At 69.0% G+C, this 22,310-nt stretch carries 19 protein-coding genes; 3 read left to right on the plus strand and 16 right to left on the minus strand.

All coding sequences use genetic code 11. From position 1 onward, the window contains the following. Positions 1–6: 6 nt before the first annotated feature. The 3 genes from ACWGSK_RS19210 to ACWGSK_RS19220 all read left to right on the plus strand — a co-directional run bounded on the left by ACWGSK_RS19210 (position 7) and on the right by ACWGSK_RS19220 (position 3,368). On the plus strand, positions 7–837 hold the full coding sequence (locus ACWGSK_RS19210) for a hypothetical protein (protein WP_358507683.1): 831 nt from the start codon (positions 7–9) through the stop codon (positions 835–837). A gap of 231 nt (positions 838–1,068) precedes the next feature. Next, positions 1,069–2,151, plus strand: coding sequence for a hypothetical protein (locus ACWGSK_RS19215; protein WP_358507685.1), 1,083 nt, complete (start codon positions 1,069–1,071; stop codon positions 2,149–2,151). Between the two features lie 194 nt (positions 2,152–2,345). Then, positions 2,346–3,368 (plus strand): hypothetical protein, encoded by a 1,023-nt coding sequence (locus tag ACWGSK_RS19220; RefSeq protein WP_358507687.1) that lies wholly within the window; start codon positions 2,346–2,348, stop codon positions 3,366–3,368. Between the two features lie 71 nt (positions 3,369–3,439). Here ACWGSK_RS19220 and ACWGSK_RS19225 read toward each other — a convergent pair whose 3' ends face one another. The 16 genes from ACWGSK_RS19225 to ACWGSK_RS19300 form a co-directional block, all read right to left on the minus strand. Beyond that, positions 3,440–4,444: a polyprenyl synthetase family protein gene (locus tag ACWGSK_RS19225; RefSeq protein WP_358507689.1), complete on the minus strand. Its 1,005-nt coding sequence runs from the start codon at positions 4,442–4,444 to the stop codon at positions 3,440–3,442. 139 nt (positions 4,445–4,583) lie between these two features. Beyond that, positions 4,584–6,233: an NADH-quinone oxidoreductase subunit NuoN gene (nuoN, locus tag ACWGSK_RS19230; RefSeq protein WP_358507691.1), complete on the minus strand. Its 1,650-nt coding sequence runs from the start codon at positions 6,231–6,233 to the stop codon at positions 4,584–4,586. Next, complete coding sequence (locus tag ACWGSK_RS19235; protein ID WP_358507693.1) at positions 6,230–7,888, minus strand: NADH-quinone oxidoreductase subunit M; 1,659 nt, start codon at positions 7,886–7,888, stop codon at positions 6,230–6,232. Before ACWGSK_RS19235 ends, nuoN begins: the two co-directional genes overlap by 4 nt. 1 nt (position 7,889) lies before the next feature. After that, positions 7,890–9,833, minus strand: a complete 1,944-nt coding sequence (gene nuoL, locus ACWGSK_RS19240) for an NADH-quinone oxidoreductase subunit L (protein WP_452456396.1) — start codon at positions 9,831–9,833, stop codon at positions 7,890–7,892. A gap of 14 nt (positions 9,834–9,847) precedes the next feature. Continuing rightward, on the minus strand, positions 9,848–10,147 hold the full coding sequence (gene nuoK, locus ACWGSK_RS19245; protein ID WP_013156051.1) for an NADH-quinone oxidoreductase subunit NuoK: 300 nt from the start codon (positions 10,145–10,147) through the stop codon (positions 9,848–9,850). After that, entirely contained in the window at positions 10,135–11,082 is a 948-nt protein-coding gene (locus tag ACWGSK_RS19250; RefSeq protein ID WP_358507694.1) for an NADH-quinone oxidoreductase subunit J, read from the minus strand. The genes nuoK and ACWGSK_RS19250 overlap by 13 nt, the downstream gene beginning before the upstream one ends. Then, positions 11,079–11,627 carry an NADH-quinone oxidoreductase subunit NuoI gene (nuoI, locus tag ACWGSK_RS19255; RefSeq protein ID WP_358507696.1) on the minus strand — a complete coding sequence of 183 codons (549 nt, stop codon included), beginning with the start codon at positions 11,625–11,627 and terminating at the stop codon, positions 11,079–11,081. Before nuoI ends, ACWGSK_RS19250 begins: the two co-directional genes overlap by 4 nt. Next, positions 11,620–12,993: an NADH-quinone oxidoreductase subunit NuoH gene (nuoH, locus tag ACWGSK_RS19260; RefSeq protein ID WP_358507698.1), complete on the minus strand. Its 1,374-nt coding sequence runs from the start codon at positions 12,991–12,993 to the stop codon at positions 11,620–11,622. The genes nuoI and nuoH overlap by 8 nt, the downstream gene beginning before the upstream one ends. Beyond that, positions 12,990–15,449 carry an NADH-quinone oxidoreductase subunit G gene (locus ACWGSK_RS19265; RefSeq protein ID WP_358507700.1) on the minus strand — a complete coding sequence of 820 codons (2,460 nt, stop codon included), beginning with the start codon at positions 15,447–15,449 and terminating at the stop codon, positions 12,990–12,992. The genes nuoH and ACWGSK_RS19265 overlap by 4 nt, the downstream gene beginning before the upstream one ends. After that, positions 15,446–16,768, minus strand: a complete 1,323-nt coding sequence (gene nuoF, locus ACWGSK_RS19270) for an NADH-quinone oxidoreductase subunit NuoF (protein WP_358507701.1) — start codon at positions 16,766–16,768, stop codon at positions 15,446–15,448. The genes ACWGSK_RS19265 and nuoF overlap by 4 nt, the downstream gene beginning before the upstream one ends. Beyond that, positions 16,765–17,514, minus strand: coding sequence for an NADH-quinone oxidoreductase subunit NuoE (gene nuoE, locus ACWGSK_RS19275; RefSeq protein WP_358507702.1), 750 nt, complete (start codon positions 17,512–17,514; stop codon positions 16,765–16,767). Before nuoE ends, nuoF begins: the two co-directional genes overlap by 4 nt. Further along, a complete protein-coding gene (locus tag ACWGSK_RS19280; protein ID WP_358507704.1) occupies positions 17,511–18,806 on the minus strand; it encodes an NADH-quinone oxidoreductase subunit D in 1,296 nt (431 codons plus the stop codon). The genes nuoE and ACWGSK_RS19280 overlap by 4 nt, the downstream gene beginning before the upstream one ends. Before the next feature lie 55 nt (positions 18,807–18,861). Beyond that, a complete protein-coding gene (locus ACWGSK_RS19285) occupies positions 18,862–19,608 on the minus strand; it encodes an NADH-quinone oxidoreductase subunit C (RefSeq protein ID WP_452456364.1) in 747 nt (248 codons plus the stop codon). A 2-nt stretch (positions 19,609–19,610) separates the two neighbouring features. Continuing rightward, positions 19,611–20,156: a NuoB/complex I 20 kDa subunit family protein gene (locus ACWGSK_RS19290; RefSeq protein ID WP_067597538.1), complete on the minus strand. Its 546-nt coding sequence runs from the start codon at positions 20,154–20,156 to the stop codon at positions 19,611–19,613. A gap of 70 nt (positions 20,157–20,226) precedes the next feature. After that, complete coding sequence (locus ACWGSK_RS19295) at positions 20,227–20,586, minus strand: NADH-quinone oxidoreductase subunit A (RefSeq protein ID WP_067597535.1); 360 nt, start codon at positions 20,584–20,586, stop codon at positions 20,227–20,229. A gap of 211 nt (positions 20,587–20,797) precedes the next feature. After that, complete coding sequence (locus ACWGSK_RS19300; RefSeq protein WP_358507709.1) at positions 20,798–22,102, minus strand: geranylgeranyl reductase family protein; 1,305 nt, start codon at positions 22,100–22,102, stop codon at positions 20,798–20,800. Positions 22,103–22,310: the final 208 nt, after the last annotated feature.

The raw sequence follows: 22,310 nt of genomic DNA on the forward strand, positions 1-22,310 counted from the left end.
GTCCTCGTGAAGCCTCGCCTCAGCTCGATCGGCACGCTCCGTGCCGCCTCGGGCCTGCGCGCGGCGGCACTCGCCCTCCTGTTCCTGCTCGGTGTGCTGTTCGCGGCCCTGTGGTTGCTCTCCGCTCCCGCTCAGGCCGAGACCCGTTCGGAGCCGTTGGGGGGCCTGGGGCTGGAGCGGGTCGACGAGGTCACCGGCCCGGTGACCGCTCCGGTGACCGACACCCTCGGCACCGTCCACCAGCGGGTGGAGCGGGGAACCGGCGAGGCCGCGGCGTCCGCCGTGGCCCTGCCCGAACCCGCCGTCGCCGAAGTACGCGGGGAGGTGCGCGGGGTCGTCACCGGGATCGATCGGACCCGTGAAGAGGCCGCCGACCAGGGCCTCGTTCCGGCCCTCGTCGAACCGGTCGTGTCCTCGTATCCCGACGACGAATCGGCCACCGACGACTCGATCACCGCGCCGGAAACGGACTCCTCGGACCAGGCGAAGCCGTCCGCCGAGGAGACCACCGAGGCCGGCGAGGACCGAGCCATCCCGGCACCGTTCCGACCCACGGTCGAGGAGCACCGGGCCGCCGACCCCGAACACGATCCCGAGTCCGCCGGGGCGCTCACCGGCGATCCCGTCGACCCACCCGAGGTTCAGACTTCCGCCGGTTCCGTGGTTTCCGCGGTCTCCTCCGCCAACGCCCCCACCTCGGCGCCCGCCGCCGTCGCCGGCTACCTCGCCACCGCCGCGCTGCCCGGCCCCGACGCCGCCATCGCGCTCGTGCACGCCCGGTCCCCGCACGCCACACCCGCGGACCCGGCGGACGACCCCACGGTCTCCCCCGACTAGCGAACGGCCCGACCGCACGTTCGGCGCGTGTTCCCACGCCTGCCCGCGTGCCCCCGTGCGCCTTCCGTGCGCCCCTCGGACCCGTTCCCAGCCCGCCCCCACCTTCTTCGTCTGGGAGCTGACCTGAGTCCCGTGCTCCGCACACGTGATTCACGTCAGCCGGTGGTCCACCCCGGCTCGATCAGGCCGCCTCCCGCGGCCGCCCCAGCAGCAGCTTCAGGAAGGAAACCCATGACCCAGCCCAAGCGCCTGACCGCCCGAACCGTGATCCTCGCCGCCGGCGCAGCCGGATTCGTGGCCCTCGGCGCCGGTATCGCCGGGGCCGAGGACCTGCAGACCCCCATGCACGACATCGCCCCCACCGTCGAGCGGGCCCTCGTCGAAGGCGTGGCGCCCACCATGAACAAGATCGCTCCCGAGGGCGTGGGCCCGATCGCCGGAACCGCTCTGGAGGAGTTGCAGGCCAGTGCCAACGACCCCGAGCACGGCGCCCCCGACCTGGGTGCCGCCCTCCCTGACTCCCCGCTCGCCGACGCCGTCACCGAGACCCAGGACGCCACCGGTCTGGACGGGGACCCGCACGACACGATCGGTCACACCGCAGGCGAGTCGCTGGAGGCCGGCGCCCAAGACGCCGGGGTCGTGGTGGAGGACACCGCTCGCGGGGCCGGTGGCATCGTGGAGGACAAGGCCCGGGAAGTGGTGCCGCACACCGTGGTGGCCGTCACCGACCTGCGCGACGAGACGCTCACGCTGCCGGAGCTGGAGGGCCCCACCCTGCCCATGAGCCACTCCGAGTCCGCGCTGCCCACGGCGCCCAACGTGTGGGACCTGGCCGCCGGCTTCGGTGTGCGGACCCCCGACCGGCTCCAGGACGTCGTCGAGTCCAACCCGGTCACCGCGGACAACTACGTGGACCTGGGCGAGCAGGAGGTCTTGGGCATGGTGGGCAACCGGGCCTGGGAAGAGGAGGTCACCACCGTCCCGCAGAGCTCGCCCCAGGTCCCGGGTCTGACCGACCTCACCGACGGCCTGGCCGAGGGCATGTCCTCCGGTGAGGCCAAGCCCATCGACGTGAACGGCCCCCTGGCGGACGCGCAGCTCCCCCAGGTCGCCGACGGTCTGGACACCACCGCCGCCGAGGACCTGGTGGCCGGCCTGAGCCGGGGCACGGACCTGGTCCACGACCTGGACACCAGCGACCTGGTCGCCATCGAGGGCGGCACCGCCGAGCAGGAGACCCCCGAGGGCATGGTCGAGCACCCCACCTTCATGGACCTGCCCGGCTCCGAGGCGCTCCCCGTGATCTCCTAAAGCCATCTGACGGCACTCCCCGTGTCGACGGCGCCGCCCCGGTGTATGAGGGGCGGCGCCGTCCCTTGTTCGCGGGGACGATTCCACGTCCGGTGGCCAGGGCCGGCGCAGGGGCGGTGGCAACAGACGAAACCGTTGCCGTTTTGGTCCTCTAAATCTCATTCGGGATCATGATTCGTCGGCAGAATCAAAGAATGGTTCTCAGCAAACTGTTCGCTCACGCAGATGATCGCCTTGCCCGGAAGTACGGCGTCGTCTGGGGCGACCCCTGGCACGACCCTGACCTCGCCGCTGTCCTTCCCTCCATCAAGGCGGGCGACCTCACCGCCGGTCTGGCTCTCCTCGACACCCCGGACCCCCAACTCCGTTCCCTTCGCCTGCACATCCTCTCCAACGAGACCATCTCCCTGTTGGAGAAGCTGGAGTCGGGGATGGACCTTCCAGACCCCGAGCCGGACCTGTTGATGTGGGCGGGTGCTGCCCGCACCAAGGCCGCCTGGGCCATCCGCACCGGGGCCTGGGCCAAAGACGTCGACGCGGAACGGTTCCATCGCTTCCATGAGATGTTGGCACCCGCGGCCGACCCGCTCATGTACGCGGCCCGGATCAGCCTCTCCCCCACTGCCCTGGACCAGCTCCAGTGGTACTGCCTGGGAATGGATCTTCCCCGCGAGGAACTGGACGCGGTCTGGGAACGGATCATGGAGCTGGATCCCGACCACCACGCCTCGAAGGAGAGCAGACTCCAGGTCCTGTGCCCGAAGTGGCGGGGCTCTCACGACGAAATGTTCTCCTTCGCCCGTGAGGCGGTGGCCCGGGCTCCCCTGGGTGATCGTTCCCTCGTACTGATCGCGCAGGCGCACTACGAGAATCTCAGCGTCATGATCGGAAAGGAGGGCCTGGAGACCTATGGTGCCGTCAGTGGAGTCTTGGAGGGCTACTACCGAGACCCCTCGGTGAGGGCCGAGATCATCGACGCCGCCGACCGTTGGGTAGCGGGTCCGATCACCTACCCCCTGGCCGCACGAGACGCGCATACGTTCGGTTCGGCGCTGCACGTCGCCGGTGATCACCAGCGTGCCGCCGCGGTCCTCTCCCTGGCCGGCCCCCTGGTCCCGGAGTCGGGCTCCCACCTCTGGCGCTTCCTGGACTCCCACTCTCCGGCCTACTACGCCCGAACTCGGGCCAGGCTGCTCGTCCCCCTCCCCAGGGTCTGAACCCACCCGAACACGACGCGGGCCCTCCCTCGATCCGAGGAAGGGCCCGCGTGAAGTCGTCGTGCGGTGGGTCAGCCGGAGCGCTCCACCACGTAGTCGCACAGCGAGAGGAAGGCGTCCCGCGCCGGGATGTCCGGGAGTGTGCTCAGCTCTCCCCGGGCCTTGTCGGCCCAGTTGCGCAGGGTCGCGTCGGCCTCGGCCATGGCCGGGTGGGGACGCAGCAGTGCCAGCGCCTCCTCGGCCTCCGTGTCGTCGAGCGGCCGGCCCAGCAGGGACTTCAGGCGCTCGTCGGCCGGGTCCTCGGAGCGCATCGCGTAGAACATGGGCAGGGTGAGCACGCCCTCGCGCAGGTCCGTACCGGGGACCTTGCCCGAGTCGGCGCTCTCGCTCGCCACGTCCAGGATGTCGTCGGCGAGCTGGAACGCCATGCCCAGCGCGTCGCAGGCACGGGTCAGGGTGCCGACCGTCTCCGGGTCGACCTTGCCGAACATGCCGCCGAACTCCGCCGACGAGGCGATCAGCGACGCCGTCTTGTCGTCGATGACGTTGAGGTAGTGGTCCAACGGGTCGACGCCGTCACGAGGACCGGAGGTCTCCAGGATCTGCCCCTGCACCAGGCGCGCGAAGGTCTCCGCCTGCAGCCGGACCGCTTCGGTGCCCAGGTCGGCCAGCATCGTGGAGGCCTTGGCGAACACGTAGTCGCCGGTGAGGATGGCGACGGTGTTGCCCCAGCGCTGGTTGGCGCTGGACCTGCCGCGACGCAGTTCCGCCTCGTCCATGACGTCGTCGTGGTAGAGCGTCGCCACGTGGGTCAGTTCCACCACTGCCGCCGCGGGGATGAGGTCGGGGACCTTCGGGTCGCCGAAGTGGGCGGCGAGCAGCACCAGCATGGCGCGGAAGCGCTTGCCACCGGCCTCCAGCAGGTGGGACGCCGCCTCGGTCAGCAACGGGTCACTGGACCGCACCGACTCCCGCAGCAGCTCCTCCACCTTCTCAAGGTCGTCCTGCACCCCACGAGCGAGGGCCGCATCGACTCTCGGCAGAGCGAGAAACCCGCTCGGGACAGCACCGCTCACCGTAAAGCTCCACCTGTTGAACGGGCGTGTCGGCGACCCCCTGAGAGGGGGCCGCCGCACGCTCAGCACATGAACATGATCCGACTTGCCACGGTATCCGACCCGGAATGATCGTCCAAAGCCACACCCGGGTCGGTGATCACTCCTCGGTGACCTGGTGGACCATCACCGCCGCCGGTTCCTGACCGGCCTCGGCGTCCGGAAGCAGACCGTCCAGGACCGGCCCCGGGAAGATTCCGAGGGCCAGCGTAGCCGCCACACCCACGGTGATCACGCCGCCGGTGAGTGCGCCCGCGCGGGCCACCGTGGGTCCTTCGCCCTCCGATTCCCGGAAGAACATCACAACGATGATCCGGATGTAGAAGAAGGCGGTCACCGCGCTGCTGAGGACACCGACCACTACGAGCGGGGTGGCGCCCGCGGCGACGGCGGCCTCGAACACCGCGAACTTGCCGATGAACCCGCTGGTGAGCGGGATACCGGCGAAGGCCAGGAGGAACAGCGACAACGCGAGCGCGAGCCCGGGGGCACGACGCCCCAGACCGGCCCAGCCCTCCAGGTCGCCGAGCTCCTGACCGCCGTCCCTGGTGCGCACCAGGGTGACGATCGCGAACGCACCCAGGGTGGTGAACCCGTAGGCGGCGAGGTAGAACATGGCGCCCACGAGGCCCTCGGTGCTGGAGGCGATCACGGCGGTGAGGATGAAGCCGGCGTGCACGACCGAGGAGTAGGCCAACAGTCGCTTGATGTCGCGCTGGGTGACCGCGATGACCGCCGCCGCCACCATGGTGAGGATGGCGACCGTCCACAGCATCGGCTCCCAGATCTCCAGGGATCCGCCGAAGGGCACGAAGAACACCCGCAACAGCGCGCCGAACGCGGCCACCAGGGTGCAGGAGGCCATGAGCGCGGTGATGGGGGTGGGGGCGCCCTGGTAGACGTCCGGCTTCCAGTTGTGGAAGGGCACGGCGCCGACCTTGAACAGCAGACCGATCGCGACCAGGCCGATGCCCATGATGAGCAGCGGTTCGCCGTTGCCGTCGGCGAAGATCGCCGCGCCACCCGAGTCCACGGCCTGACGGATCGCGGTGAAGTTCACCGAACCCGCGTAGCCGTACACCAGGGCGATGCCGAAGAGGAAGAACGCCGAGGAGAACGCGCCGAGCAGGAAGTACTTGACCGCGGCCTCCTGGGAGAACAGGCGACGGCGGCGGGCCAGCCCGCACAGCAGGTACAGCGGCAGGCTCATCACCTCAAGGGCGATGAACATGGTGAGGAAGTCGTTGGCCGCGGGGAAGAGCAACATGCCCAGCACCGCGAACAGCACCAACGGGTAGACCTCGGTGTGCTGGGACCCGGCGAGGATGTGCCTGCGTTCCTCCTCGCTGCCCGGGACCGTGGCGGCCTGCGCGGAGAACGCGTCGCGGCCGTCACGCCGTTCGGCGATGAGCATGAGGCTGATCAGGGCCAGCACGGTGATGGTGCCCTGGAGGAAGAGCACCACGCGGTCCATCGCGAGGACTCCGCCCGCCACGATCACGCCGTCGCCGACCGCCTCCACCTGGAGGACGATCATGACGAACGTGACGAGCAGTGCCACGGCGGCGACGGTGATCTGCACCGGCCGCAGGACCTTCTTGGGCACGAAGGCCTCGAACAGCACCGCCAGCACACCGGCGCCGAAGACCACCAGGATCGGGGCGAGGAGCCACCAGTCCAGGGTCGGTGCCGCCTCGGTGATGCCGGGGAGCGACGGGGGCGCCCCGTCGGCGACGTAGAGCGCGTTCACTCCTCGTCTCCTTCCTCGGTGTCGCCCTCGGCGTTCGTGGTGGCCGAGGCGGTGTCCGCCCCGATCTCCACGGTCCGTTCGACGGCGGGGTTGATCACGTTGAGCAGGGGCTGCGGGTAGACACCGAGCGCGAGGATGAGGGCGAGCAGCGGAGCCACCACCCAGGTCTCACGCGCGGACAGGTCGGGCAGCTTCGACAGCTTCTGCGGGGTCGGTCCGGTCATGGTGCGCTGGTACATCCACAGGATGTAGAGAGCGGCCAGGACCACGCCCACCACGGAGATGATCGCGGGCACCGGGTTGAAGGCGTAGGCGCCGACGAACACCAGGAACTCACTGACGAACGGGGCCAGTCCGGGCAGGCCCAGACCGGCGAGGCCGGTCACCAGGAACACCCCGGCGAGCTTGGGCGCGACCTTCTGGACGCCCCCGAAGTCCTCGATGCGGGAGCTGCCCCGACGGGCGATGAGGAAGCCCACGATGAGGAACAGCGCGCCGGTGGCGAAGCCGTGGTTGACCATGTACAGGGCCGCGCCCGCCTGCGCCTGCGGGGTCAGGACGAAGATCCCCATGGTGATGAACCCGAAGTGGGAGATCGAGGTGTAGGCCACCAGGCGCATCATGTCGCTCTGTCCGATGGCGAGGATCGCGCCGTAGATGATGCTCACGACGCTGAGCCCCACCACCGGCCACACGAACCAGGACACCGCGGACGGGAACAGCTCCAGGCAGAACCGGAGCATCCCGTAGGTGCCGACCTTGTCCAGGACACCGACCAGCAGCACCGCGGTGCCGGGGCTGGAGGAGCCCGCGGCGGTGGGCAACCAGGTGTGCACCGGCCACATCGGAGCCTTGATCGCGAAGGCGATGAAGAATCCGAGGAAGAGCCAGCGCGCGGTGGCCGGGTCGACGGTGGCGAGCGGACTGCCCGGCGCGGTCAGTTCGGTCCACAGGAAGGTGCCGCCGATGACGTACACGCCGATCACCGCGACCAGCATGATGAGGCCGCCGGCGAAGCTGTACAGCAGGAACTTCAACGCGGCCTTGGTGCGCTCGGCGCCCCGGCCGTACCGCCCGATCATGAAGTAGACCGGGATCAGCATGACCTCGAAGAACACGTAGAACAGGAAGACGTCGGTGGCGGCGAAGACACCGATCATCATCGCTTCGAGGGCGAGGATGAGGGCGAAGTAGCCGCGGCCGCCGTCCGGGTGGTCGGAGTGTTCGTTCCAGGCCGCCAGGATGACCAGCGGGACCAGGATCGCCGACATCAGGACCATCGTCAGGGCGATGCCGTCCACACCGACGGCGAAGTGGACCCCGAAGTAGGGGATCCACGGGTAGACCTCCTCGAACTGGAGGTCACCCGCCGTGGCGGTGTCGAAGTTCAGCGCCATGGCCACGACCAGGGCCAGGGTGACCAGGGAGACGATCAGCGCGACGCGCTTGGCGTTCTCCGCGGAGGCGGTTCCCGCCCCGGTCCCGGTGGCGGGCCGGGTCTTGACCGCGGTACCGCCACCGCCCGCCTCGGCGGAGGCGGTGGCCCGGGCCGAGCCGGACGCCGCCTCGGCCTTCGTCCCGACCCGGGGCAGTGCCCAGATGAGGATCGCGCCGACCGCCGGAAGGGCGATGGCGAGTGTGAGCCAGGGGATCATGTCAGAACCTCACAGCCAGCGTCGCGGCGACGATCACGGCGCCGATGAGCATGGTGAGCGCGTAGGTGCGGGCGAACCCGGTCTGTGCCTTGCCGAGCCCGGTGGAGGAGTCTCGGACCCCGGCACCGATCCCGTTGACCGCGCCGTCGATGACCTTGTCCTCGATGACGACCAGCGCCTTGGTGAGCACCTGGCCGGGTCGCATGAACAGGTCTTCGTTGATCTCGTTGCCGTACAGCTCGTTGCGGGCCGTGTTGGTGACGAGGTTGCCCTTGGGGGCGGTGCGTTCCACCGACTTGCGCAGGTAGATCGCCCAGGCCGCGACCACGCCCAGGACCAGCACGGCCAGCGCCGCGATGCCGTAGGGCGAGGTGAAGGCGTGGCCCACCGTGAAGTGGGGAAGTTCCGCTCCGGTGACGGGCTGGAGGAACGCGGCGAAGCGGTCGCCGGCCACCAGGAATCCGCCCAGGGCGATCGAGCCGAGCGACAGCACCACCATGGGGGCGGTCATGCTCACGGGCGACTCGTGCGGGTGCACGCCCTCGTCCCAACGCTTCTTACCGAGGAAGGTCATGAAGACCATCCGGGACATGTAGAAGGCGGTGAGCGCGGCGCCCAGGATGACCAGGGAGCCGAAGACCAGGCCGACGTTGCCGCCGAGACCGAAGGTGGCGGAGATGATGCTCTCCTTGGTCCACCAACCCGACAGCAGCGGGACGCCGATGATCGCGAGGTAGCCCAGGCCGAAGGTGGCGAAGGTGATCGGCATCTTCGACGCCAGACCGCCGTACTTGCGCATGTTCACGTCGTCGTTCATGGCGTGCATGACCGAACCGGCGCCCAGGAACAGCCCGGCCTTGAAGAAGCCGTGCGTGACCAGGTGGGCGATGGCCGCCGCGTAACCGATCGGGCCCAGGCCCGCGGCCAGCACCATCATGCCGATCTGGCTCATCGTGGATCCGGCCAGGGACTTCTTGATGTCGTCCTTGGCGGAGGCGATGATCCCGCCGGCCAGCATGGTGGCGGCGCCGACGACCATGACGGTCATCTGCGCCGTCGGGGAGGCCTCGAAGATCGGACCGGCGCGCACGATGAGGTACACACCGGCGGTGACCATGGTGGCCGCGTGGATGAGCGCCGACACCGGGGTCGGGCCCTCCATGGCGTCCAGCAACCACGCCTGCAACGGCAGCTGCGCGGACTTACCGCAGGCGCCCAGCAGGAGCAGCAGACCGATGGCGAGCAGGACACCGTCGTGTGCGCCCGGTACGGCGGCGAAGACGTCGCTGAAGCCCACCGCGCCGAACGCGGTGAACATGATCATGATCGCCACGAGCAGGCCCATGTCGCCGACCCGGTTGATCAGGAACGCCTTCTTGGCCGCGGTGGCGGCGGTGGGCTTGTCCTGCCAGAACCCGATGAGCAGGTAGGACGCCAGGCCCACACCCTCCCAGCCGAGGAACAGCAGGACGAAGTTGTCCGCCAGCACCAGAACCAGCATGGCGGCGACGAACAGGTTGAGGTAGGCGAAGAACCTGCGCTTGCCCGGGTCCTCGGCCATGTAGCCGAGGGAGTAGACGTGGATCAGCGAACCCACGAACGTGATGAGCAGGACGAAGGTGATGGAGAGCGGGTCGACCAGCAGGTTGATCCGCGCGGAGAAGTCGCCGGCCGCGAACCACTCGTAGACGGGAACGGAGACGCTGCGCGCGTCGGCGCCTCGTCCGAGTAGGTCGAACAGGGCCAGGACGGCCCAGACGAAGGAGACCACCGGTAGGACGGTGGCCAGCAGGGGCCCCCAGGCGTTGGTGCGTCGCCCGCCCAGCAACAGGATCGCCGCGCCCACCAACGGCAGGGCGATCAGCAGCCAGGCGTTCGACAGCACCGCGCTGTCGGCCGCGGTCGCCGCGGGTTCGGCGGCGAGGTACGCGTGATGTCGTGTCACAGCCACGTCGCCTTCTAGTGCTTGAGCAGGTTGGCGTCATCGAGCGACGCGGACCTGCGGGTTCGGAAGATCTGCATGATGATCGCGAGGCCCACGACCACCTCGGCGGCGGCGACGACCATCACGAAGAACGCGATGACCTGCCCCTCGATGTCCCCGTGCATCCGAGCGAACGCGACGAACGCCAGGTTGCAGGCGTTGAGCATGAGCTCCACGCACATGAAGACGATGATCGCGTTGCGTCGGACGAGGACGCCGACCGCGCCGATGGTGAACAGAAGCGCCGCGAGGACGATGTAGTTCATCGGGTCCACGTGGACTCGACCTCCTGCCCGTTGCCGTTGGTGCCGTTGTCGACCGCCGGGTCGGAGCCGTCCTCACCGTCGCCGGTGGGTCGGGCCCCCTTCCCGGCGGTGGGTTCGTCGTCCTCGGGTCGGATCGCGTCGGACCCCCCGCCCTGGAGCGGAGTCGCCCGGATGTCCATGGGCACGCCCTTCTGGTACTGGGGGTCGCGCGCGGTGAGGACGGGGTTGAGGGACAGCTGGGAGACCGTGCCGTCCGGCAGCAGCGCGGGCATGTCGATCGCGTTGTGCCTGGCGTAGGTGCCCGGCCCGGGCAGCGGGGTGGGGTGGTCGCCGCGGATGCGGTCCTCGGACATCTCCCGCTGGGTGCGGCGCTTGCCGATCCGAGCGGTGTGCGCGAGCACCATGGCGCCCAGCACCGCGGTGATGAGCAGCGCGGCCGTGGCCTCGAACGCGACCAGGTAGCGCATGATCAGCTCGCCGGCCAGCCACGGGATGGTTCCTCCGACCGGGGCCGCGGCGGCGATCCCGGCCGGGTCGCCCACCGTGATGCGGGTGATCCCGGTGGCGAGGGCGCCGATGAAGCAGATCGCGACGATCGCCGTCAACAGCCGCTGTCCGCGCAGGGTCTCCACCACGGAGTCGGAGGAGCTGACGCCGACGAGCATCAGTACGAACAGGAACAGCATGAGGACGGCGCCGGTGTAGACGACGATCTGGACGACCATCAGGAACGGCGCCTCGTTGATGCCGTAGAAGATCGCCAGGCCGACCATCGTCAACGCCATCGACAGGGCCGAGTGGACGGCCTTGCGGGAGAAGACCACGCCCAGGGCACCGAGCACCACGATGGTGCCCAGTACCCAGAACAGGGCGGTCTCCCCCGACCCGATCGGCGCTCCCGCCGCGGAGTGCAGGACGTGCGGAGTCGTGTCGAGCGGGGTCACGGGGTGGCCTCCGCGTTCTCCGGCCGGTCCTGCGTGCCGTGCTGACCGCGCCCGGTGGCGTAGTAGTCCTGCTCGTCGTCGCCGAGCCGCATCGGGTGCGGGGGCTGCTCCATCTCCTCGGTGAGGGGCGCCAGGAGCTGCTCCTTGGTCCAGATGAGGCTCTGCCGGCTGTCGTCGGCGAGCTCGTACTCGTTGGTCATGGTGAGCGCCCGGGTCGGGCAGGCCTCGACGCACAGACCGCAGAGGATGCAGCGCAGGTAGTTGATCTGGTAGACGCGACCGTAGCGTTCGCCGGGCGAGTACCGGTCGTCGTCGGTGTTGTCACCGGCCTCCACGTAGATGGCGTCGGCCGGGCAGGCCCAGGCGCACAGTTCGCACCCGATGCACTTCTCCAGGCCGTCGGCCCACCGGTTCAGCTGGTGCCGTCCGTGGAAGCGCGGCGCCGTGGGGCGCTTGACCTCCGGGTACTCGACGGTGGGCACCTTCTTGAACATCGTGTGGAAGGTGACACCGAAACCCTTGACGGGGTTGAGCCACTCAAGCACCGGTAACCTCCCCCTTCTTCTGATTGCGTTCGACGGTGCCGGCCGAGGCCGTCCGAGACGGCTCGGCGAGCACGCGGCTGCCGTAGTGGGCGGCGGTGCTCGGGGGCACCGGGAACCCGCCGAAGGAGGGTTCCTTGTGGGCTCGGCGCGCGTTCTCGGCACGCACCTTGGCCTCCTCGGCGCGCTCGCGGCGCACGAAGCGCACCCAAGCGGCGAAGGCGGCGATGGTGGCCACGGTGAAGGCCGCGACGACCGCCCCGATGATGACCGGGGAGGCGCCGTCCAGGATGAGCATGCGCACGACGGCCACACCGGTGATCCACACGAGCTGGATCGGGATGAGGACCTTCCAGCCGAGCTTCATCAGCTGGTCGTAGCGCACACGCGGGAGGCTGCCCCGGGCCCAGATGAACAGGAACATCACGGCGACGAACTTGAGCAGCCACCACAGGAGCGGCAGCCAGCCCTCGTTGGCGCCGGGGATGATCGCGGTGACGCCGGGCGGCGCGTACCAGCCGCCGAGGAAGAGCGTCACGGACACCGCGGCGACGGTGCACATGTTCACGTACTCCGCGAGGAAGAACATCGTGAACTTCATGGACCCGTACTCGGTCATGAAGCCACCGACGATCTCGCCCTCACCCTCGGCCAGGTCGAACGGGAGCCGGTTGGTCTCGCCGATCATCGTGACGATGTAGATGAGGAAGGAGGGCAGGAGCAGCACCGCGAACCACAGGTTCTCCTGGGCCGCGACGATGCCGGAGGTGGTGAGGGTGCCCGCCATGATGAAGACCGCCACGAAGGACAGGCCCATGGCGACCTCGTAGCTGATCACCTGCGCGGAGGCGCGCAGACCACCGAGCAGGGCGTACGGGGATTGGGAGGCCCAGCCGCCCAGGACGATCCCGTACACGCCCAGCGCGGCGGTGGCCAGCACCAGCAGCGCGGCGATGGGCAGGTCGGTGAGCTGTAGCGGGGTCATGACCCCGAACATGTTCACCTCGGGACCCATCGGGATGACCGAGAAGGCGAGGAACGCCGGAATGGCGGCGATCATCGGCGCGGCGATGTAGACGAACCGGTCCACACCGCGCGGGATCACGTCCTCCTTGAGGGAGAGCTTGATCCCGTCGAACAGGGACTGCAGGAGGCCGAAGGGGCCCATCCGGTTGGGTCCGTGTCGCTGCTGCATGCGGCCCATGACCTTACGGTCGGCCATGATCATCATCAGCACGCAGACCATCAGGAACACGAAGATGCCCAGCGCCTTGATGGTGGTGATCCACCACGGGTCGTTCCCGAAGGCGCTCAGGGTGCTCTCCGCGGCCAGGTCGGCCACGCGCGGATCGAGAGCGGCGGGGGTCACTGTTGCCTCCCGTTGGTGGTGGGCGAGGCCAGTTCGACCGTCTGCCCGGCGGTGGCGCCCAGGTCACGACGGATGTCGCAGCCGTGCGCGTTGGCCGGGAGCCAGACGACCCGGTCGGCGATGTCGGTGACGACCGCGGGCACGGTCACCGTCCCCAGGGGGCCGGTGACGCGCAGCGAGCCGCCGTCGGAGACGCCGACCTCCTCCGCCGTGGTCTTGGACAGGTAGGCACGGGCCTTGCGGGCGGTCCCGGCCAGGTAGGGCTCGCCGTCCTCCATGCGGCCGGTGCCGAGCAACTGCTTCCAGGTGGACAGCAGCGCGCGGCCGGGGCCGGGTTCGGGTGTGGCCACCGGACGCGCGGAGGGGCCGACGGGGCGGTTCCCCGCCCACGGGCCCAACTCCAACAGTTCCCGGTGGGCGCCCGTGGCGTCGGGCAGACCCAGGTGCACGTCCATCTCGTCCGCGATGGCGGACAGGACCCGCAGGTCGGAGAGGGCTCCGGGCACCTTGAGCGCCTCACCGAAGGGTCGGTGACGGCCCTCCCAGTTGACGAAGGTGCCGGACTTCTCGGCGACGGCGGCCACCGGGAACACCACGTCGGCGCGGTCGGTGACGTCACTGGCGCGTAGTTCCAGGCTGACGATGAACGGCACCCGGGCCAGGGCGGCGCGGGCCGCCTCGGGGTCGGGCAGGTCGTCCAGTTCCAGCCCCGCGATGACCAGGGCGTCCAGTTCACCGGCGGCGGCCGCGGCGATGATCGCGTCGGTGTCGCGGCCGGGTTCGCTCGGCAGGGAACCGACGTTCCAGGCTCGGGCGACCTCGGCGCGGGCCGAGGCGTCGGCGACAGGACGTCCGCCGGGCAGCAGGTTCGGGAGCGCCCCGGCGTCGATGGCGCCGCGCTCACCCGCGCGACGCGGGATCCACGCCAGGCGGGCTCCGGTGCGTTCGGACAGGGCGACCGCCGCTGTGAGCGCGCCGGGGGCGGCGGCGAGCCGCTCGCCCACCAGGATGATCGCGCCCTCCTGGCCCATGGCCTGGAGGATCTCGGGATGTTCCACGTCCAGGGAGTTGAGGGTCCGACCCTCATCACCCGGGACGGTCCGAACGAGCGTGCCCTTGGTCTTGGTCAGGCCGAGGGTGGAGTGCGAGGCCAGCGAGTACACCTTCAGTCCTCGCTTGCGCATGCCCTTGCGCAGGCGCAGGAACGTGGAGGCCGACTCGTCCTCGGGGTCGAATCCGGCGAGCAGCACCGCGGGCGCCTTCTCCACCGAGGTGAAGTCGACGTCCACCGGCCTGCCCGCCACACGCGCGGCGAGGAAGGCCGCCTCCTCGGCGGAGTGCTCGCGGGCGCGGGCGTCCACGTCGTTGGTGCCCAGGGCCACGCGGGCGAACTTGGCGTAGGCGTAGGCGTCCTCGTAGGTGAGGCGTCCGCCGACCAGTACGCCCACGTTGCCGCGAGCGGCGGCCAGTCCCTGGGCGGCCATGCCGATGGCCTCGGGCCAGGAGGCGAACTCCAGGGCCCGGGAGTCCTCGTCACGGACCAGGGGGCGGCTGAGCCGGTCGCCCTCGGTGGCGTAGGTGAACGCCCACCGACCCTTGTCGCAGTTCCACTCCTCGTTCACCTGCGGGTCGTCGCCGGCCAGGCGGCGGGTGACCTTGCCCCGTCGGTGGTCGGTGCGCTGTGCGCAACCACCGGCGCAGTGCTCGCAGATACTGGGGGTGGAGACCAGGTCGAAGGGGCGTGACCGGAACCGGTAGGCGGCGCCGGTGAGCGCGCCCACCGGGCAGATCTGCACCGTGTTGCCGGAGAAGTAGGAGTCGAACGGCTCCCCCTCGGCGATGCCGATCTGTTCCTGGGCGCCGCGCTCCATGAGCTCGATCAACGGGTCACCGGCGATCTCGGCGGCGAAGCGGGTGCAACGCGTGCACTGGATGCAGCGCTCGCGGTCCAGCAGCACCTCGGTCGACAGCGAGACGGGCTTGGGGAAGGTGCGCTTGACGTCGATGAAGCGGGTCTCGCCCTGCCCCGTGGACATGGCCTGGTTCTGCAGGGGACACTCGCCGCCCTTGTCGCAGACAGGACAGTCCAGCGGGTGGTTGATCAGCAGGAACTCCATGATTCCGCGCTGGGCCTTCTCCGCCACCGAGGAGGTCAACTGGGTGTTGACCACCATGCCCTCCATGACCGTGATGGCGCAGGAGGGTTGTGGCTTGGGCATTCCCCGGCCGTTGCCCATGTCGGGGATCTCGACCAGGCACTGGCGGCAGGCGGCGACCGGATCGAGCAACGGGTGGTCGCAGAACCGGGGGATCTGAATGCCGAGCAGCTCGGCCGCGCGGATCAGCAGGGTCCCCTTGGGCACCCGGAGCTGGAAACCGTCGATGGTGACGGTGATCAGATCCTCCGGGGGCGGGGCGGGTGAGGACCCGCCGGATGTGTTGGAGGTGACGGTCATCGGTTCCCTCCCTCTGCAGAGGTCGGCCGGTCCGCCCAGAGGGTGGACCTGGAGTGGTCGAAGGGACAGCCGCCCTTCTCGAAGTGGTCGACGTACTCCTGGCGGAAGTACTTGATCGACGACATGACGGGGCTGGTGGCACCGTCGCCCAGGGCGCAGAAGGAGCGACCGAGCAGGTTGTCGCAGATGTCCAGGAGCTTGTCGATGTCGGCCTCGGTGCCCTCGCCCCGCTCCAGCCGGTCCAGGACCTGGACCATCCAGAAGTTGCCCTCGCGGCAGGGCGTGCACTTGCCGCAGGACTCGTGGGCGTAGAAGGCGATCCAACGGCCGACGGCGCGCACCACGCAGGTGGTCTCGTCGAAGATCTGGAGGGCGCGGGTGCCGAGCATGGACCCGGCGGCGCCCACCGACTCGAAGTCGAGCGGGGTGTCCAGGTGCTCGTCGGTGAAGATCGGTGTGGAGGAACCGCCCGGGGTCCAGAACTTGAGTTCGTGCCCGGCGCGCATCCCGCCCGCCATGTCGAGGAGTTCGCGCAGCGTGATGCCGAGCGGCGCCTCGTACTGGCCGGGGTTGGCGACGTGCCCGGACAGCGAGAAGAAGCCGAACCCGGCGGACTTCTCGGTGCCCATGGAGGTGAACCACTCGGCGCCGTTGGCGACGATCCCCGGGACGCTGGCGATGGACTCCACGTTGTTCACCACGGTGGGGGAGGCGTAGAGCCCGGCCACCGCGGGGAACGGCGGCTTGAGCCGCGGCTGGCCCTTGTAGCCCTCCAGGGAGTCCAGGAGGGCGGTCTCCTCACCGCAGATGTAGGCGCCGGCCCCGGCGTGCACGACCACGTCGAGGTCGAAGCCGGTGCCGAGAATGTCCTTGCCCAGCAGTCCGGCCTCGTAGGCGTCGGCCACCGCCTGACGGAGCCGTCGGATGACGTGCAGGACCTCACCGCGCACGTAGATGAAGGCCTGGCTGGACTTGATCGCGTAGGCGGCGATCGCCACGCCCTCCACCAACACGTGCGGGTTGGCGAGCATGAGCGGGATGTCCTTGCAGGTACCCGGCTCGGACTCGTCGGCGTTGACGACGAGGTAGCGCGGGTTGGGGTTGTCCTTGGGCAGGAACCCCCACTTCATCCCGGTGGGGAAGCCCGCGCCGCCGCGGCCGCGCAGGCCGGCTTCCTTGACCAGGTCGACGATGCCGTCGGGCTCCATGGTCAGCGCCTTGCGCAGCGCCTCATAGCCGCCGGTGGCCCGGTAACCGTCGATCGTGAAGGAGTCGGGACGATCCCAGTTCTTGGACAGGATCGGGGTCAGGGTGGTCACTTGGCGCCCTCCTCACCCTGCTCGTCGGAAGAAGGTGTGGGGAGGTCGTCGGGGTCCGGAGCCGTCCACCCGCGCTGCTGGGCGAGCTTGAGGCCGGCCAGCGACGGGGTGGCCGCCTGGACACCCTCGCCCGCGCGCCCGTCGTCGAACCCGGCGAGCACGCGCGAGGCCTGCTTCCAGGTGCACAGGCTCTTCGGGCCGCGGGTGGGCGCGACGTCCTCGCCCAAGCGCAGGTCGTCGACCAGCTGCTTGGCGGTGGCGGGCGTCTGGTCGTCGAAGAACTCCCAGTTGACCATCACCACGGGGGCGAAGTCGCAGGCCGCGTTGCACTCCACGTGCTCCAGCGTGACCTTGCCGTCCTCGGTGGTCTCGCCGTTCTCCAGGTCCAGGTGCTCCTTGAGGGAGGAGAAGATCTCGTCTCCGCCCATCACCGCGCACAGGGTGTTGGTGCACACGCCCACCTGGTAGTCGCCGCCGGGACGGCGGCGGTACATGGTGTAGAACGTGGCGACCGCGTTGACCTCGGCGAGGGTGATGTCCAGCTGGTCGGCGCAGAACCTCATGCCGTCCCGACTGACGTGCCCTTCCTCGGACTGCACCAGGTGCAGCAGCGGCAGCAGCGCCGACCGCGGCTTCGGGTAGCGGCTGATGATCTCCTTGGCGTCCTGCGCCAGGCGGGCCACCACCTCGTCGGTGAAGACGCTCTGTTCGGTCTCGGTGGTCCCGTTGTCGTTGTTCTCGCTCACCGGTCCACTCCTCCCATCACCGGGTCGATACTGGCCACGGCCGCGATGACGTCCGCCACCGTCCCGCCCTCGCACATGGCGGCGACGGCCTGGAGGTGGGTGAACGACGGGTCGCGGAAGTGGACGCGGTAGGGGCGGGTGCCCCCGTCACTGACGGCGTGGCAGCCGAGTTCGCCCTTGGCGCTCTCCACCGCCGCGTACGCCTGGCCGGCCGGGACCCGGAAACCCTCGGTGACCAACTTGAAGTGGTGGATGAGCGCCTCCATCGAGCCGCTCATGATGTGCGCGATGTGGTCCGGGGAGTTGCCCAGACCGTCCGGACCCAGCGCGAGCTTGGCGGGCCAACCGATCTTGGCGTCCTCGATCATCACGGGCCCGGGCTCCAGCTTGTCCAGGCACTGCTCGACGATCTTGAGGCTCTCCTCCATCTCGGCCATGCGCACCCGGTAACGGGCGTACACGTCGCCGCCGTCGGAGACCGGCACGTCGAACTCGTAGTTCTCGTAGCCGCAGTAGGGCTTGGCCTTGCGCAGGTCCCAGGCCAGACCGGAGGCGCGCACCAGCGGTCCGGTGACGCCGAGCGCCATGCAACCGGGCAGGTTGAGGTAGGCGACGTCCTTGGTCCGGGCCAGGTAGAGGGGGTTCTCGTCCAGGAGCTTGCGCATGATCTTGATGCGCTCGGGCATGTCCTTGAGCAGTTCCCGCACCTTGCCGACCGCGCCCGGAGGCAGGTCCTGGGCCACCCCGCCGGGGCGGATGAAGGCGTGGTTCATTCGCAGACCCGTGATGAGCTCGAAGATGTCGAGGATCATCTCGCGTTCACGGAAGCCGTTGGTCATGATCGTGGTGGCGCCCAGCTCCATGCCGAACGTCGCCATGGCCACGAAGTGCGAGGCCATCCGGTTCAGCTCCATGAGCAGGATCCGGATGACGTTGGCCCGGTCGGGGATGCGGTCGGTGATGCCGAGCAGCTTCTCGACCGCCAGGCAGTACGCCGTCTCGTTGAAGAGCGGCGTCAGGTAGTCCATGCGGGTCACGAACGTGGTGCCCTGCGTCCACGTCCGGTACTCCATGTTCTTCTCGATACCGGTGTGCAGGTAACCGATGCCGACTCGGGCTTCGGTGCAGGTCTCGCCGTCCAGGGTGAGGATCAGCCGGAGCACGCCGTGCGTGGACGGGTGCTGCGGTCCCATGTTGACGACGAGGCGCTCGGCGCTACTGCCCTGGGCCTTCTCGACGACGTCGTCCCAGTCCCCACCGGAGGCGTCGATGTAGTCCTCGGTGACGGTCATGCCGTGCCTCCCTTCTGGATGGCCCTTCGAATCACTCGTGTGGTGGCCGGGCGGTTCACTTGTAGTCCCGCCGCTCGTCCGGTGGGGGCACGGTCGCGCCCCGGTACTCGACCGGGACGCCGCCCAGTGGGTAGTCCTTGCGCTGGGGGTGGCCTTCCCAGTCGTCGGGCATCTGGATACGGGTCAGGGCCGGGTGGTCGTCGAAGACGATCCCGAAGAAGTCCCAGGCCTCGCGCTCGTGCCAGTCGTTGGTCGGATATACCGACACGATGGAGGGCACGTGCGGGTCGGCGTCGGGGCAGGTGGTCTCGACCCGGATCTCGCTGTTGTGGGTGATCGACCGGAAGTGGTAGACCGCGTGCAGCTCGCGCCCGACCTGGTCGGGGTAGTGCACCCCGATCACGCCGGTGCACAGCTCGTAGCGCAGGGCGGGGTCGTCGCGCAGTACCCGGGCCAGTTCCAGGAGGCCCTCGCGACGGACGTGGAAGGTGATCTCCCCGACCGCCACCACGACCCTCTCGACGAGGTCCGCCCGTTCCAGGGCGTTCAACGCCGCCTCCAGGTCGTCGGCGACCCGGTCGAAGTCGGCGGTGCGCGGGTCGTCGGGGTCGGTGAAGGGCCGACTGCTGTGGACGGGAGCGCTCCCCCGCACCTTCAGCCCACCGAACCCGGAGGTGTCCCCCGTGGTCGTCGACCCGAACATGCCGGTTCGCTTGATCGGCGCGGCCAACCGTTCACGCCCGAGCTGGTCGGGCAGGTTCTCCGCCGACTCGTCGCGGTCGCGCTCGTACTCGTTGCTCATGATCAGTCCTTGGTCACCAGCGGCAGCGAATGACGGAGCATCCGCTCCTCGGTCTCGGTGATCTCCTGCTCCCGATGGGCGCCGAGCTTGGTGTTCTGCACCTTGTCGTGGAGCTTGAGCACGGCGTCCAGGAACATCTCCGGCCTGGGCGGGCAGCCCGGCAGGTAGATGTCGACGGGGACGATGTGGTCCACGCCCTGGACGATCGCGTAGTTGTTGAACATGCCTCCGCTGGACGCGCACACGCCCATCGCGATGACCCACTTGGGTTCGGGCATCTGGTCGTAGATCTGCCGCAGGACCGGCGCCATCTTCTGGCTCACGCGTCCGGCGACGACCATCAGGTCGGCCTGTCGGGGGGTGGCACCGAACTTCTCCATGCCGAAACGGGCCAGGTCGTAGTGGGGACCGCCGACCGACATCATCTCGATCGCGCAGCAGGCCAGACCGAACGTGGCCGGCCACATGGAGGTCTTACGGGCGAGCCCGGCGACCTGTTCGACCGTGGTGAGCGCGATCCCCGCGGGGAGTTTCTCTTCGAGTCCCATCAGCTTCGGACCTCCTCAAGGCTGAACTGCCGGGTCTGTGGTGCCTGGGGGTGGGGGTGGGGCATGCGGATCAGTCCCATTCGAGGCCTCCGCGGCGCCATTCGTAGGCGTAGGCGATGGAGACGTTCACCAGGAAGAGGATGATCGCGATCAGACCGAACCAGCCGAGGGCGTCGAAGTGGATCGCCCAGGGGATGAGGAAGATGATCTCGATGTCGAAGACGATGAACATCATGGCCGTCATGTAGTACTTGACGGTGAAACGGCCGCCACCCGCCGGCTGCGGGGTCGGCTCGATGCCGCACTCGTAGGCCTGCATCTTGGCGCGGTTGTAGCGCTTGGGTCCGACGATCGCTCCGACGACCATCGACACCACCACGAAGGCGGCGCCGATCCCGCCGAGCACGAGTAGCGGTGTGTACAGCTCCACGGCTCACCCTCCTCCGTTGAACGGCCCGCCGGGGCGCGCGCCCGGCGGTCTTGTGAACGTTTTCACCTGCATGTCCCGCATCCTTTTCGGTGTGAGGGGCACCCTTTCGAAAGCACCCGAAAGGGGCGCCCGTCACGAGAACGCTGTGCTTTTTCGGGCCTCCGCCAGGGCTTCGGCCCATGCTCTTCGTGGCGTCGCGAGAAACCTCGGGTCAGGCCGCGGGCGCCATCTTGCTCAAACCGTTGATCACCCGGTCCATGGCGTCACCCTTGTTCGGCTCGGTGAGGTTGGCGAGCATCTTCAGCACGAACTTCATGAGGGTGCGCTGACGCAGTCCGTACTTGGTCGCGTACTTCATGAACTCGGGCTGACCGATGACCTTCACGAAGTAGCGACCGAGCGTGTAGTAGCCGCCGTAGGTGTCGGCGAGGATCTCCGGGTAGTTCAACAGGACGCGTTCCCGCGTCTGCTGGGTGGTGCGACCGTGCGCCTGCACGATCACGTCCGCGGCGATCTGCCCGGCCTCCATGGCGTAGGCGATGCCCTCACCGTTGAAGGGGTTGACCATGCCGCCCGCGTCGCCGACCAACATCAGGCCGCGCGCGTAGTGCGGAACCCGATTGAAGCCCATCGGAAGCGCCGAGCCGAGGATCTTGCCTTGCCGGTTCTCCTCCCTGAAGCCCCATTCCTCGGGCATGGAGTCGGTCCACCGGCGCAGCAGCTTGCGGTAGTCCACGTCCTGGAAGGCGGTGGTGGAGTTGAGGATGCCCAGGCCGACGTTGCTGGTGCCGTCGCCCACGCCGAAGACCCAGCCGTAGCCGGGCAGGAGGACGTCCTTGTCGCCGCTGCGGTCCCACAGCTCCAGCCAGGACTCCAGGTAGTCGTCGTCGTGGCGGGGGCTCTCGAAGTAGGTGCGCACGGCCACGCCCATCGGACGGTCGTCACGCTTACGGATGCCCATGCCGATGGAGAGCCGGGAGGAGTTGCCGTCGGCGGCCACGACCAGCGGCGCCCGGAAACTCACGGGTTCGCGGTCGGCGTTCTTGGCGCGCACACCGACGATGCGATTGCTGCGCTCGTCCATGATCGGGCCGGTGACGTTGGTGCGTTCCAGGAGCTTGGCCCCGGCGCCGACCGCACGTTCGACCAGGATCTGGTCGAAGTCGTAGCGGGTGCGGACGAGTCCGTACCCGGGGTAGGCGGCCAGTTCGGGCCAGGGAAGTTCGAGTCGGACGCCGGCCCCGACGATGCGCAGGCCGTGGTTCTTGATCCAACCCTCGTCCTCGAAGGTGATGCCCATCGAGGTGAGCTGCTTCACGGCCCTGGGTGTCAGTCCGTCACCGCAGACCTTCACCCGGGGGAAGGCGGTCTTCTCCAGCAGGAGGACGTCCAGTCCGGCCTGAGCCAGGTAGTAGGCGGTGGTGGCTCCAGCGGGGCCTGCGCCGACGACGATGACGTCGGCGTCGTACTCGATCCGCTCACGGCCTCTGGGAGCGGAGGTGGCTGTCTCACTCACGGGTGGGTCCTCGACTACTCGCGCGGTCCTACCGTGGCGGGCCAGTGCGGGTTCGACCCGCCAACGGGGGTGTTATGGGTCGGTTCGGGACTTCCGACTTGTCCGACATAGGGCCATGTGTCCTACGCCTCGTGCGCTTGTGAAGCACTTCACAAGCCTCTTTTCCGAAGTCTAGCCCCCCAAGAGCCAAGAGGCGACACCCGGGGCC

This window comes from Nocardiopsis sp. NPDC055551 (assembly GCF_053619415.1).

Bases quoted from the DNA above. Each gene is read 5' to 3' on its own strand.
- ACWGSK_RS19215 (WP_358507685.1), top strand. From the start codon at position 1,069: ATGACCCAGCCCAAGCGCCTGACCGCCCGAACCGTGATCCTCGCCGCC.
- ACWGSK_RS19220 (WP_358507687.1), top strand. From the start codon at position 2,346: ATGGTTCTCAGCAAACTGTTCGCTCACGCAGATGATCGCCTTGCCCGG.
- ACWGSK_RS19235 (WP_358507693.1), bottom strand. From the start codon at position 7,888: ATGATCCCCTGGCTCACACTCGCCATCGCCCTTCCGGCGGTCGGCGCG.
- ACWGSK_RS19265 (WP_358507700.1), bottom strand. From the start codon at position 15,449: ATGACCGTCACCTCCAACACATCCGGCGGGTCCTCACCCGCCCCGCCC.
- ACWGSK_RS19280 (WP_358507704.1), bottom strand. From the start codon at position 18,806: ATGACCGTCACCGAGGACTACATCGACGCCTCCGGTGGGGACTGGGAC.
- ACWGSK_RS19285 (WP_452456364.1), bottom strand. From the start codon at position 19,608: ATGAGCAACGAGTACGAGCGCGACCGCGACGAGTCGGCGGAGAACCTG.
- ACWGSK_RS19290 (WP_067597538.1), bottom strand. From the start codon at position 20,156: ATGGGACTCGAAGAGAAACTCCCCGCGGGGATCGCGCTCACCACGGTC.